This window comes from Geothrix sp., assembly GCF_049292215.1.
GTDB lineage: Bacteria > Acidobacteriota > Holophagae > Holophagales > Holophagaceae > Geothrix.
On record NZ_JBATQW010000044.1, the window covers coordinates 1 to 13262 of the forward strand.

Here is a 13262-nt window from a genome sequence, read left to right on the forward strand (position 1 = left end):
GGCCTGGTGGTGCTGCGCCGGCTGCGGGAACTCGCCCCCGACCTCCGGGCGGTCATGCTCACGGGCCACGGCAGTATTGCCACGGTGCTGGAGGCGGTGCATCTGGGCGCGGTGAATTTCCTCACCAAGCCCGCCGACGTGGATGACATCCTGGCGGCCCTCCAGCCCGGCGGGGAGGCCACACGGAAAGGGACGCCCGCCGGTGCGAGCTCCCTGGCGAAGGTGGCCTGGGAGCAGATCCATCGCGTCATGGAGGACAGCGGTGGAAACCTCTCCGAGGCCGCCCGCCGCCTGGGGATGTCCCGGCGCACCCTCCAGCGCCGTGCCTTCCGACGGCGCCCCGGCAAGTAGCCGCAGGGCCCCTGCGACATCTTGACGCAGGGACGCGCTAGCCCTGGAGCCGCATGCTGTGGGGAAAGACAGGCAAAGGTTCCCAATCAGCATTCAATGGGTGGCGGGCTCTAGAAGCCCTCGCCCATCCAACCTCATCCCACTGGAGGCAGCATGTTCCGTCGCCCAATCCACTGTTCTGTCCTGGCTTTGGCCCTTGCGGCCGGGGCAGCCCAGGCCCAGGAACCAACCTACGACTTCAGCCTGCCGCCGCAGCCGGTGGGGCAGATCCTGGCCGCCCTGGCCAAGCAGACGGGCCTGCAGGTGGTCTACGCGCGGGAGGCGGTCCGGGGGCTCCAGAGCCCCGGCGTGCAGGGTCGTTATACGCTCAAGGAGGCCCTGGCCAGCGCCCTGAAGGGCACGGGTCTGTCCCATGAGTTCACCGGGGACCGGGCCGTCCGGGTGCAAGCCCCGGCGGGCGCCACGGTGGTGGTGACGGGCCGGTCCGAGACCGCCTCCCTCCTGGATGGCACGACGCTCGCGGGCGAGCACCTGGCGGCCCAGCGCCTGCTGACCAGTGACAGTGCCCGCCTGCTGGATGGCCTCCCCGGCCTCAGCTTCTACTCGGGGGGCGGGGTGTCCAGCCTGCCCGTGATCGATGGCCTGGCTGATGACCGGTTGCGGCTCCTGGTCAACGGCGTCAGCATCACCTCCTCCTGCCCCAACCACATGAACCCCGCCCTGTCCTACATCGACCCGGGCGCCGTGGCCAGCGTCAACGTGTTCGCCGGCATCACGCCGGTGAGCGTGGGGGGCGACAGCATCGGCGGCACCATCGTCCTCCGCTCCGCCGACCCGGCCTTCGCCGAGCCGGGTGCCGCCGGGAAGGCCAGCGGCAGCCTCTCCGCCTTCTTCCGCAGCAATGGCAACGTCTCTGGAGCCAACGCCCGGGCGGGTTTCGCCAGCGACAGCTTGAGCGTTGCCTACGCGGGTTCGGCGGTGAAATCTGCCGACTACAAGGATGGCGATGGCAAGGTGGTGCGGTCCACCGAATATAAGGCCGTGAACCACCAGCTGACCCTGGGCACGCGGTTCGGCCAGCACCTGCTGAGCCTGGAGGTGGGCGCTCAGGACATCCCCTACCAGGGCTATCCGAACCAGTACATGGACATGACCAGCAACAAGAGCCTGACGCTGAACGGGCGGTATCGGGGCGACTTCGAGTGGGGTCAGTTCGAGGCCAGCGCGTTCCGCCACCGGGTGCGCCACAAGATGGACATGCTCGAGGACAAGGCCAACCTCGGTGTCCTGACCTACGGCATGCCCTACGTCATGCCCATGGATACGGAAGGCGTCGACATCGGCTACTCCGTGCAGGCGAACATTAAGCTCTCTGCGCGGGATGTCTTCCGCATCGGCCACGAGTTCCACCGCTACACGCTGGATGACTGGTGGCCGCCCGTGGCGGGCATGGATGGGATGATGGGCCCGAACACGTTCTGGAACATCAACGGCGGGAAGCGGGAGCGGCTGGCCTTCTTCGGCGAGTGGGAGGCTCGGTCCGGGGCCTGGAGCACCCAGCTGGGCGCCCGGGTCGAACGCGTGGCCATGGACACTGGCCCTGTGCAGGGCTACTACAGCACCATGGACATGATGGGCATGGCGCCGGACGGCTCCATCTACCAGGTGGATGCGGACGCCTTCAATGCCCGGGACCACAAGCGCACCGACACCAACCTGGATCTCACGGCGGTGGCCCGCTACGAGCCGGACGCCACCAGCGCCTACGAATTCGGCGCGGCCCAGAAGACCCGCTCGCCCAACCTCTACGAGCGCTATGCCTGGTCCAACGAGGCCGGCATGGCCGGCGCCATGATCTCCTGGTTCGGTGACCTCAATGCCTACGTGGGCAACCTCGACCTCAAGCCGGAGGTCGCCCACACCGTTCGGGCCTCCGCCGACTGGCACGACACCGCGCGTCAGGACTGGCAGGTTCGCGTGGCCCCGTTCTACACCCGGGTTCGCGACTTCATCAACGTCGAGCCGAACCTGGCCACCACCTTCCCGGCGCCTCCGGGGCGGGTCGCCCTGCGCTTCGTGAACCGCGATGCGAAGCTCTATGGCGTGGACCTGACCGCCCGCAAGCGCCTGGGACAGGCCGGCGGGGAGTGGGCCCTTCGCCTGGTCGGGAGCCAGGTCCGCGGCGAGGATTCCGGGGGTGGCCACAACCTGTACAACATCATGCCGCTCACCGGCAGGCTGGTCCTGGACCACAGCCTGGGCGGCTGGTCCAGCAGCCTCGAATGGCAGTCCGTGGCTGCCAAAGACCGGGTGGACAACGTGCGCCAGGAGTTCACGACGCCAGCCTATTCCCTCCTGAACCTGCGCGCCCGCTACACCTGGAGCCACGCGCGGCTGGACGTGGGCATCGACAACCTGCTCAACAAGCAGTACGGCCTGCCCCTGGGGGGCATGGATTTCTACGTCTACAACTACCTCTCGCCCGCCACCAACGGCCACCTCGCCGTGGTGCGCGGCATGGGGCGCTCCGTAAATGTCGGCCTGACCCTGAGCTTCTGAGCCACCAGAACCCCAGCACTTCCCTCACGGGAGGTGCTGGCCTGGCTGCCTGTGCTCGCGACCACCTGAGGCAGCAGCCGACGTTCACCCCACCGAAGGAGACCCCGTGCTGCCACTCAAGCCTCTCCTCGTCATCTGCCTGGCGGTCACCGAACCCGCCGCCCACGCGCAGGGTGTGGCCCAGGCCGCCGCGGAAGTGAGCGGCGCCCAGGCTCATGGCAGGCGGGAACGGCCCGCAGTGACCCCGCTCCCCGCCCCCGGCAAGGGCCGCATTCCCGTGGCCTTCCTGCTTGCCCCCGGCGCCGAGGTGGTGGACTTCGCCGGGCCCTGGGGCGTGTTCGAGTATGTGTTCCCGCCGGAGGCGGAGAGTGCGCCGTTCCAGCTCTACACGGTGGCCGAATCCGCCGCCCCACTCAAGGTCTCCGGCGGCATGACCATCGTTCCGAACTACACGTTGGCCAAGGCGCCCCAGCCGAAGGTCATCGTCGTCCCGGCCCAGGGGCGGAAGCCCAGCCCGGCGGTGCTGGCCTGGCTTCGGAAGGCTGCACGGAAGGCGGACCTCACCATGTCGGTGTGCAACGGGTCCTTCGTGCTGGCCAAGGCGGGCCTGCTCGCCGGGAAGGAGGCCACCGCGCACCACGGGGCCTATGCGCTGTTCGCCGCGGATTTCCCAGACGTCAAGGTGAAGCGTGGCGCGCGCTTCGTCGACGCCGGGAACGTTTCGACCTCGGGCGGACTGACCTCGGGCATCGACCTGGCCCTGCACGTGGTGGAGCGCTACTACGGGCGGGAGGTGGCGGAGCAGACGGCCACCTCCCTCGAATACCAGGGGCTCGGCTGGAAGGACCCGGACTCGAATGTCGCCTTCGCGACCAAGGCCGTGTCCACCGAGGAGCATCCCATCTGCCCGTTGTGCGAGATGGAGGTCGACAAAAAGGAGGCGCTCCACGAGGTGTACCGGGGTCGAACCTACTACTTCTGCTCAGCGGGGTGCAAGAAGCGTTTCGATGCCACACCGCAGCGCTTCGTGGACCAGTGAGCCAGCGCCGCGGAACCACCTGCTGCTTGCCGTTCTGCTAGCCTGGGCTGGAGCTGCCCCCAGGAGGCCCCATGCGACGCTCCGCCTTCCTCCGTCTGATTCTCTTCCTGCTCGCCCTCGCGGTGCCGGCAGGCCTGGCCCAGGGGGCCAAGACCCCCGGCAAGGGTGCCCGCAAGGACGTCATCTACGTCTGCACCTGTGGCGACGCCTGTGCCTGTACCACCGTCGCACTCAAGGCCGGCAAGTGCGGCTGCGGGAAGGACCTGCAGGGCGGCCATGTGGTCAAGGTCGAGAAGGATGAGGCCCTGGTCTGCGTCTGTGGCATGGACTGCACCTGCAAGCTGGACGTCAAGGATGCGACCAAGTGCTCCTGCGGGAAGGCCGTGAAGCGCGTGAAGCTCAAGGGCACCGGCCTCTACTTCTGTAACTGCGGCGGCAACTGCACCTGCAACACCGTGGCCACCAAGCCCGGCAAGTGCGGCTGTGGCATGGCCCTGCACAAGGCGGAGTAGCACCGGGAATCGGAGCGGCTGTCCCGGAACTGCCTCGCACCTCCCCCGACTGCATGCGTCAATTTGTCGCATGGTGAAAGATTCAGATGCCTGCATGATGGGATAAATCCGTCATTAGGAGCATCGTCATGAATCAATGGAAGATCCTCACCGCCGCGGCCCTCCTCCTCGTCGCGGGCCCCTCCGCCCGAGCCTGCGGAGCCTGCGGCTGCACGCTGCACTCGGACTGGGCCATCCAGGGCCTCGGGGCCAAGCCGGGTTGGCGCTTCGACCTGCGCTACGACTACTTCAACCAGGATCAGCTGCGGGCGGGCACGAAGTCCGTGGACCGGAACAGCTTCGAGCTCCCCAACGAGATGGAGATCCAGGAGAAGACCCTCAATCGCAACCTCACGGCCACCCTGGACTACAGCCCCAACGCGGCCTGGGGCGTGTCCCTGCAGATCCCGGTGTTCAACCGCTACCACTCGACCATCGCCGAGGGGGACACGGATCCCACGTTCTCCCAGGGGAACGGGCTGGGCGATGTGCGCCTGCTGGGCCGCTACCAGGGTTTCTCGGACAGCCACGCCTTCGGCGTGCAGTTTGGCGTGAAGCTCCCCACGGGCGACACGAAGCAGACCTTCAACGCCGGGGCGCAGTCAGGCGAAGCGTTGGACCGCGGGCTGCAGCTGGGTTCGGGCACGACCGACCTGCTGCTGGGGGTCTACGGCTTCGGCGAGCTCGCGCCGGAGTGGGGTGTCTTCGGGCAGGTGCTGGTCCAGAAGCCCCTGGCGGAGAAGGACGGCTTCAAGCCCGGCGATGGCGTGAACGCCAACGTGGGCATCCGCTACACGGGCCATGCGGGCTTCACGCCGCACCTGCAGCTGAACCTGCGGGCCGAGGGCCGGGAATCTGGCATCAATGCCGACGTGGACAACAGCGGCGCCACACTGGTCTACCTGAGCCCCGGCGTGACCTTCAACCTCAGCCCCCGGTTCCAGGTCTACGCCTTCGCCCAGCTGCCCGTGGCCCAACGGGTGACCGGCCTGCAGATCGAACCCAGGTGGAGTGCCTCTCTCGGAATGCACTGGACCTTCTGACTTCGAACAGCCACCGAGCACACGGGGTCACAAGGAACGGCCAGTTCCATAACGAGTGCCCTTCTTGATCAGCTTTTCATCGGTGTTCATCGGTGTTCATCGGTGGTTCCAAGGCTTTTGCGCTTGAAAGCCCCAGTCTGGTACTCCGTCGGTTTTTGGCTGTTTTCCTGAAACTGCATCGGCAGCCTGTCTTCCGTTGTTTCAGTGTTGAAACCACTGAAGTCAGAGGCTGAATAGCTTTTAACCACCGATGAACACCGATGAACACCGATAAAGACATGAGAAAGAAAAGGATGTCTTGGTTCGGACGATTTGCCGGTCACCCGTGAAGCGATGTCAAACTGCGGTTCCAGGGCTTGCGGCTGAAATGCCCTGGACCTTCTGAGCTTGCGAAGCCACTGAGCCCCATGGTTTACAACGAACGGATGGCTTCTTCCTGAACGCCCTTCTTGATCAGCTTTTCATCGGTGTTCATCGGTGTTCATCGGTGGTTCCAAGTCCTTTTGCTCTGGAAGCCTCCGGTGTGTTCCTCTGCCGAGGCATGGCTGCAGTCCTGAAACGGTCGAAGGCTGCCAGACCCCATGGTTCCAGTGTCAGAGCCACTGAAATCAAGGGCTGAAAAGCTGTTTGAACCACCGATGAACACCGATGAACACCGATAAAGACATGAAAGCGATCGGGGTGTTCTTGAGCCATGCGATGACCTTGATCCCCGCCCATCCAGTGTTCATCGGTGGTTCCAGGCTTGGTGCCCAAATTGCCCTATCTGTGGCCCTCCAGGGTTCAGGCCATCGGGATTTCCTTGTAGAATCAAGGGTTCCGATGGAGTTCGCCCATGCCCTTCCAGCCCCTGACCCAGGAACCCGAGATCCAGCGCCGCTGGCTCGAGTCCGGCGCCTTCCGCGCCAAGCGGGCCAATGAGCTGCTGCCCGGCTCCAAGGCCTTCTACATGCTCGTGATGCTGCCCTATCCCTCGGGCCGCATCCACATGGGCCATGTGCGCAACTACACCCTGGGCGATGTCACGGCCCGGTTCCGGCGCATGCGGGGCTACGAAGTCATGCACCCCCTGGGCTGGGACAGCTTCGGTCTGCCCGCGGAAAACGCCGCCATCAAGCACGGCATCCATCCCGCCATCTGGACCCGCGCCAACATCGAGGAGATGAAGGGGCAGATCCAGAAGATGGGCATCAGCTACGACTGGGACCGCGAGATCGCCAGCTTCCAGGACGACTACTACCGCTGGAACCAGTGGCTCTTCCTCAAGATGTGGGAGGCGGGCGACGTCTTCCGCGCCATGCGTACCGTCAACTGGTGCGAGGCCCTTGGCACCGTGCTGGCCAACGAGCAGGTGGTGGACGGCAAGGACGAGCGCACCGGCCACCCCGTGACGCAGAAGCCCCTGGAGCAGTATTTCTTCAAGACCACCAAGTATGCCGATGAGCTGCTGGACTGCCTCGACGGCCTGGACTGGCCCGAGAACGTGAAGACCATGCAGCGCCACTGGATCGGCAGGTCCGAAGGCGCGCGCCTGGAATTCGACCTCGAGATCGGCGGCCAGGTGGAGGTCTTCACCACGCGCCTCGACACGCTCTTTGGCGTGACCTTCATGGCCCTCAGCACAGAGCATCCGGTCATCGAGCAGGCCGCAGCATCCGATCAGGCGCTCAAGGCCTTCTGTGATCAGGTGGCGTCCCTGAGCCGCGAGGAGCGCCTCACCAGCGACGAGAAGCTGGGCCACCGCACGGCCCTCTCTGTGATCCACCCCTTCACCGGCGAGCCGGTGCCGCTGTTCGCCGCCAACTACGTGCTCATGGACTACGGCACCGGCGCCGTCATGGGCGTGCCCGCCCACGATGAGCGGGACAACGAATTCGCGAAGAAATACGGGCTGCCCATCCCGCAGGTGATCGCTTCTGAGAGCGAGTGGGACCTCGGCACCCTCGTCAACAGTGGCGAGTTCACGGGCCTGAAGAGCGAGGATGCCGTCACCGCCATGGTGGCCAAGCTCGGTGACCGCGCTGCCAAGACCACCACTTACAAGCTCAAGGACTGGGGCCTCAGCCGCCAGCGCTACTGGGGCACGCCGATCCCGACCGTTCACTGCGATTCGTGCGGTGTCGTCCCCGAAAAGGCCGAGAACTTGCCCGTGCGCTTGCCGGAGGATGTGGCCTTCACGGGGGTCGGCCCCTCGCCCCTCCTCACGTCCCGCTCCTTCCTCGACTGTGCGTGTCCGAGCTGCGGCAAGCCCGCGCGGCGCGAGACGGACACCATGGACACCTTCGTGGACAGCAGCTGGTACTGGCTGCGCTACCTGGATCCCAAGAACACGGAGCTGCCCTTCGCCAAGGCCGAGAGCGACGCCTGGATGCCGGTGGATCTGTATGTGGGCGGCATCGAGCACGCCACCATGCACCTCATCTACGCCCGCTTCTTCTACAAGGTGCTACGCGACCTGGGCCTGGCCAGCGGGCCCGAGCCGTTCCAGAAGCTCATCTGCCAGGGCATGGTGCTGAAGGACGGCTCGAAGATGAGCAAGTCCAAGGGCAACATCGTGGATCCCGACGAGGTCATCTCGCGGTATGGCGCCGATGCGCTGCGCCTCTTCATGATCTTCGCGGCGCCCATCGAGAAGGAGATCGACTGGACCGGCTTCGAGGGCATCGAAGGCGCCAGCCGCTTCCTGAAACGCATCACCCGCATGGTGGAGGACCATCAGGTGACCTCGCTACTGCTGCCCGCCAAGGACCAGCTCAGCGCCGAGGAGAAGGCCCTCCTCATCAAGCTCAACCAGACCCTCGCCCGCCTCACGGACGACCTGGAGCGGCGCTATCAGTTCAACACCGTGGTCTCGGGGCTCATGGAGCTGTCCAACGCCCTCTCCGACCTGCCTGCCGATGCGCCCCACCGTGGCGCCGTCCTGCAGCATGCCCTGGATGCCTTTGTGCGCCTGATGTCGCCTGTGGCGCCCCACCTGGCCGAGCAGCTCTGGAGCCAGCTCGGCAAGCCCGGCCTCTGCATGCAGGCCACCTGGCCCGAAGCGGACCCCCAGTATCTGGAGGCGGACGAAGTGCTCGTGGTGGTGCAGGTGAACGGCAAGGTGCGCGGCCGCATCACCGTGCCCGCCTCGGCCACCGAGGACCAGCGCCGTGCCGCCGCCCTGGCTTGCCCCGAGGCGCAGTCCCACCTCGCGGACAAGGAGATCGTGAAGGTCGTTCTGCCCCCTGGCGGCAAGCTGGTGAGTATCGTGGTGAAAGGGTAGAATCTTTATTCTGCCTTGAGGTCATCAATGAGTTTCACCTCCATTCTGCGCCGCCGCGGCCTCCCGATGGCGCTGTGTGCCTTGGTTCTCTTGGTTGCCTGCGGTGGAGGAGGCGGAGGTACTCCGACGCCTCCGCCTCCGCCCCCCACACCGCCCTTGATCTCGTCCTTCACCGCTGCCCAGGCCGTGGTGCCCATGGGTTCGTCCACCACCCTCTCCTGGGCTCTGGATGCCACCGTCACCTCCGCGACCCTGGATGGCCAGACCCTGTCTGGGAGTTCGGGGCGCACGACGGTCACTCCGAAATTCCGCCAGTCCTACACCTTGGTGGCCACAGACGGCAAGCGTTCCGAAACGAAAATCGTCATGGTCGCCGCCCAGGGGCTTGATCTGATCGCCGGGGATCTGGGTGGATCTGGGTGCATAGATGGAACCGGTCGAGAGGCCCGATTCGGTCACCCCAGTTTCTTGGCGTTCGAACCAACTGGCAGCGTGGTGGTCGCGGATTCCATGTATTACAGCCTTCGCCGGGTGACGCCTGCCGGAGTGGTGGCCACGATTGCGGGCAATGTCATCGAGGCCGGGTATGTGGATGGTCCCGGCGCCTCCGCGCGGTTCGGCCAGATCGCCGGTCTGACCGTGGCGCCTGACGGAAGCATCTTCGTGGTGGATATCGGGAATGAGAAAATCCGGAAGGTCACCCCTGAGGGCACGGTCAGCACGGTTGCAGCTTTTAGTAGTCCCGGATACGGCTCATTCCAATACAACCCCGCCCTGGATGCTTCCGGGAATCTCTACGTGTCCGGGTATTTCAACGGGAAGATCTTCCGCATCTCCCCCGCCGGCCTGGTGACGCAGTTTGCGACCGGCTTCATCTATCCCGGGGATCTGGTCACCCTGCCAGACGGTAACCTGCTGGTGCTCGAAACCTTTGGGGGAACCCTGTGGTCCGTGGATGCCACTGGAACCAGGACCGCCATCAGCCTGGCCTTCGATCCGACGGACGCACAGAGTGGATACATCTCGGACATCCGCTCGCTGGCGGTGGATCCCAGTGGGGGGATCTACCTGTCCACTGCACGGCTGGGGCTCCTGTACCGGGATGCCGCCGGTCTGGTCCACACGGTGACCGCCTGGAATCAGGGCCATTTCCTGGGCGGCGCGTTCCCAGAAAGCATCGCCTGGATGGGAGACCGGCTCGTCCTGGGCCTCTGGAATTATGGAGGTGAGTTGGCAACGCTTGCTCCAGGAGGCACACCGACTTCCCTCGCTGGCTGGTCTGCGGGTGGGGTGTTTATGGAAGATGGGGTGGGTGCTGACGCCCGATTCGCCTATCCAAGGAGTGTTGCCCTGGGAAGTTCAGGAGAGATCTACGTCGCGGACCAGGGTGTCAGTGGCGCATTTGCCGGCGTGATCCGAAAGGTGATGCCGGGTGGAATCGTTTCAACCATCCGCAAGCAGGCTGGCTGGGGTTACTTCACTGGCCCTGGTGACGAAACGCATCTGCTGCCTCTTAGCGATGGCCGTGTGCTCTTTTCCAACGGCAACTCGATCAGCGCCGTGACTCAGACTGCGGAGCTCTCGACCTTCCTAACGGGTACCACCACTGGGGGGATCACGGGCCTCTGCAAGGATGCCGGGGGAACCATCTTCTTCGGCGAGGGAACTGGCATGTATGCCCAGGCCCGGGTGCGCAAGCTCTCCTCCACCGGTCAACTGTCCATTGTGGCGGATGCGTCCGCGGGCCTCCGGTCCATCGCAGGACTCAGTGTGGATCCTGCGGGCAGGCTTCTGGCTGCTGATCCCTCCTCCCATGCCGTCTGGAGCCTTTCCCAGACAGGGAGCTCCACCCGGCTGGCCGGTGTGGACCAATCTCCGGGGTTCACGGATGGAGCTTACGGGCTTGGCAGATTGCGGGATCCTCGGACGGTCGCCATGCATCCCTCGGGTCGCATCCTGATCTGCGACCTCGGCAACAGGGCCATCCGGACCCTGGCCGCTGACGGTACGTTGTCAACCCTGGGGGGTGCTCCGGATCGTACGGGGGTGCGGTTGGGGGTTTCACAGGTCAGCTTCACTAACCCCACCGACATGGTGATCACACCCGAGGGAGACCTGGTCATTACCGATGGATTCGCAGTCCTACGCTGGACCGCGCCATTTGGAGAGTAAGTGTCGCCAGAAAGGCCGGGTCGTTGTGGTGGACAGGCCCAGGGTGGGAGAGAGTGAGCGGAGGCAGTAGAATCATGGGTTCGGAGATCCCATGCCTGTCGCCTTCAAATCGCTGCCTCCCGTCGTCGACTCCGTCCTGGATCTGGTGGGCCACACGCCCCTGCTGCGCCTCACGCGCTTCGCGCCGGACTTCCAGATCTTCTCGAAGCTCGAGTACCTGAACCCCGGAGGCAGCGTGAAGGACCGCATCGGGGTGGGCATGATCCGGGCCGCCGAGGCCCTGGGTCAGATCCAGCCAGGCGTCAGCACCATCATCGAGCCCACGGCCGGCAACACGGGCGTGGGCCTGGCCATCGCCGCAAAGGCCCTGGGCTATCGCTGCATCCTCTGCGTGCCCACGAAGTACAGCCGCGAAAAGATGATGCTCATGAAGGCCCTGGGGGCCGAGCTGGTACTCATCCCCAAGGAATTGGGCATGAAGGGCGCCATCGAGAGGTGCGCCGAACTGGCCGCCAGCATCCCCCACGCCTTCGTGCCCCAGCAGTTCGCCAACCCCAGCAACCCCGACAGCCACTACGCCACCACCGGCCCGGAGATCTGGGAGCAGATGGAAGGCCGCGTGGACGCGGTGGTGCTGGGCGCCGGCAGTGGCGGCACCTTCACGGGCATCGCCCGCTACCTGAAGGAGAAGAACCCGGCCATCCAGGCCGTGGTGGTGCAGCCCGTGGGCTCGATCTACTGCGGCGCGCCCCTGAAGGAGTGGGTGGTGGAGGGAATGGGCAACAGCTTCATTCCCGACAGCCTGGACCTTTCCCTCGCGGACCAGATCGTGGATGTGGCCGATGCTGACAGCATCGCCACCGCCCGGGAGCTAATCGCCACCGAGGGCTGCCTGGTGGGCGCCTCCAGCGGCGCCAATGCCTGGGCGGCGCGGGAGCTGGCGAAGTCCCTTCCTGCTGGCGCCCGCGTGGTTACCATCTTCCCCGATGGCGCCGAGCGCTACATGTCCAAGCAGCCCGTGGCCGACCTGGAGTTGTGATGAGCCTCTCCCCCCGTGATTTCGCCGGCTGTCTCCTGGAGGTGGGGGCGGTGCGGTTGCAGCCCCTGGAGCCCTTCACCTGGGCCAGCGGGCTGAAGTCGCCGATCTACTGCGACAACCGGCAGCTGATGGGCTACCCGGAGGTCCGCGACCAGATCGTGGCCTCGCTGGTAGTGGCCTCCAAGGCGCTGAACCCCACGCTCATCGCCGGGGCGGCCACGGCGGGGGTGCCCTGGTCCGCCATGGTGGCGGACCGCCTGCGCCTGCCCCTGGCCTATGTGCGGCCGACGCCCAAGAACCATGGCATGGGCCGCCAGGTGGAGGGGCCCCTGGCCAAGGGCCACCGGGTGGTGCTCATCGAGGATCTGATCTCCACGGGCATGTCCAGCCTCAAGTGCGCTGACGCGCTCCGGGCCGAGGGTGCCGAGGTGCCCGCGGTGCTGGCGCTATTCAGCTATGGCCTGCCTCAGGCCCTCCAAGCCTTCCAGGCCGCGGGGATCGCCCACGAGGAGCTCAGCTCCTTCGAGGTGCTCTCCGCCGAGGCGGAGGTCAGGGGAATCCTCGACATCGCCGGATCCGCCGCGCTGAAGGCCTGGCGCTCCGATACCGTGGCCTGGAGCCGCGCCCATGGCGGGGCCTAGGCGCCGAGAAGAATGAGGTCCGACCATGAAGCTCTACACGCGCACCGGTGACGACGGCTCCTCTGGGCTCTTCGGGGGGGACCGGGTGAGCAAGTCCCACCTGCGCCTGGTGGCCTACGGCACCCTCGACGAGTTGAACGCCATCATGGGTCTGGTGCGCCTGCACGCCACGCCCGCCTGCGCGGACGAGGCCACCCTACTTCGGGTCCAGCACGACCTGTTCGTGCTGGGGGCCATCCTGGCCACGCCGGCGGCCCGCCAGGAGCTGCTGGGCGCCCGCATGAGCCGCCCCACCTGGGAGCTGGCCGACATGGAGGCGGACATCGACCGCCTCACGGCCCTGGCGCCGCCCATGACAGCCTTCGTGCTGCCCGGGGGCACGGCGGCCTCGGCCCACACCCACCTGGCCCGCACCGTCTGCCGCCGGGCCGAGCGCGAGGTGGTGGCCCTTACCCACGAGGAGCCCATGAACCCCGTGGTGCAGACCTACCTGAACCGCCTCAGCGACTGGCTCTTCGCCCTGGCCCGGGCCGAGAACGCCGTGGCGGGCGTGGCCGACATCCAGTGGGTGCCGAAGGGCTGAGTGGTTTCCTGACATGAAAACG

The 13262-nt window shown here is 65.9% G+C and carries 10 protein-coding genes; all 10 read left to right on the top strand.

Annotated features, from left to right (window positions below):
- A partial coding sequence (locus WAS25_RS07270) for a response regulator transcription factor (RefSeq protein ID WP_422310853.1) occupies positions 1-351 on the top strand: 351 nt, incomplete at its 5' end.
- A 153-nt stretch (positions 352-504) separates the two neighbouring features.
- Entirely contained in the window at positions 505-2910 is a 2406-nt protein-coding gene (locus WAS25_RS07275) for a TonB-dependent receptor domain-containing protein (RefSeq protein ID WP_422310854.1), read from the top strand.
- A gap of 106 nt (positions 2911-3016) precedes the next feature.
- Complete coding sequence (locus WAS25_RS07280) at positions 3017-3949, top strand: DJ-1/PfpI family protein (protein ID WP_422310855.1); 933 nt, start codon at positions 3017-3019, stop codon at positions 3947-3949.
- Positions 3950-4020: 71 nt separating this feature from the next.
- Positions 4021-4461 (top strand): hypothetical protein, encoded by a 441-nt coding sequence (locus tag WAS25_RS07285; RefSeq protein WP_422310856.1) that lies wholly within the window; start codon positions 4021-4023, stop codon positions 4459-4461.
- Between the two features lie 128 nt (positions 4462-4589).
- Positions 4590-5543: a hypothetical protein gene (locus WAS25_RS07290; protein WP_422310857.1), complete on the top strand. Its 954-nt coding sequence runs from the start codon at positions 4590-4592 to the stop codon at positions 5541-5543.
- Between the two features lie 835 nt (positions 5544-6378).
- A complete protein-coding gene (leuS, locus tag WAS25_RS07295; RefSeq protein WP_422310858.1) occupies positions 6379-8805 on the top strand; it encodes a leucine--tRNA ligase in 2427 nt (808 codons plus the stop codon).
- A gap of 195 nt (positions 8806-9000) precedes the next feature.
- Positions 9001-10977, top strand: a complete 1977-nt coding sequence (locus tag WAS25_RS07300; protein ID WP_422310859.1) for a hypothetical protein — start codon at positions 9001-9003, stop codon at positions 10975-10977.
- 91 nt (positions 10978-11068) lie between these two features.
- Positions 11069-12016: a PLP-dependent cysteine synthase family protein gene (locus tag WAS25_RS07305; protein WP_422310860.1), complete on the top strand. Its 948-nt coding sequence runs from the start codon at positions 11069-11071 to the stop codon at positions 12014-12016.
- Complete coding sequence (pyrE, locus tag WAS25_RS07310; protein WP_422310861.1) at positions 12016-12657, top strand: orotate phosphoribosyltransferase; 642 nt, start codon at positions 12016-12018, stop codon at positions 12655-12657. Before WAS25_RS07305 ends, pyrE begins: the two co-directional genes overlap by 1 nt.
- A 25-nt stretch (positions 12658-12682) precedes the next feature.
- Positions 12683-13240, top strand: a complete 558-nt coding sequence (locus WAS25_RS07315) for a cob(I)yrinic acid a,c-diamide adenosyltransferase (RefSeq protein ID WP_422310862.1) — start codon at positions 12683-12685, stop codon at positions 13238-13240.
- The last annotated feature ends 22 nt before the right edge of the window (positions 13241-13262 follow it).

Excerpts from the sequence above, each read along its gene's own strand:
- WAS25_RS07275 (WP_422310854.1), top strand. The coding sequence starts at position 505 with ATGTTCCGTCGCCCAATCCACTGTTCTGTCCTGGCTTTGGCCCTTGCG.
- WAS25_RS07285 (WP_422310856.1), top strand. The coding sequence starts at position 4,021 with ATGCGACGCTCCGCCTTCCTCCGTCTGATTCTCTTCCTGCTCGCCCTC.
- WAS25_RS07290 (WP_422310857.1), top strand. The coding sequence starts at position 4,590 with ATGAATCAATGGAAGATCCTCACCGCCGCGGCCCTCCTCCTCGTCGCG.
- leuS (WP_422310858.1), top strand. The coding sequence starts at position 6,379 with ATGCCCTTCCAGCCCCTGACCCAGGAACCCGAGATCCAGCGCCGCTGG.
- WAS25_RS07300 (WP_422310859.1), top strand. The coding sequence starts at position 9,001 with ATGGGTTCGTCCACCACCCTCTCCTGGGCTCTGGATGCCACCGTCACC.
- WAS25_RS07305 (WP_422310860.1), top strand. The coding sequence starts at position 11,069 with ATGCCTGTCGCCTTCAAATCGCTGCCTCCCGTCGTCGACTCCGTCCTG.
- pyrE (WP_422310861.1), top strand. The coding sequence starts at position 12,016 with ATGAGCCTCTCCCCCCGTGATTTCGCCGGCTGTCTCCTGGAGGTGGGG.
- WAS25_RS07315 (WP_422310862.1), top strand. The coding sequence starts at position 12,683 with ATGAAGCTCTACACGCGCACCGGTGACGACGGCTCCTCTGGGCTCTTC.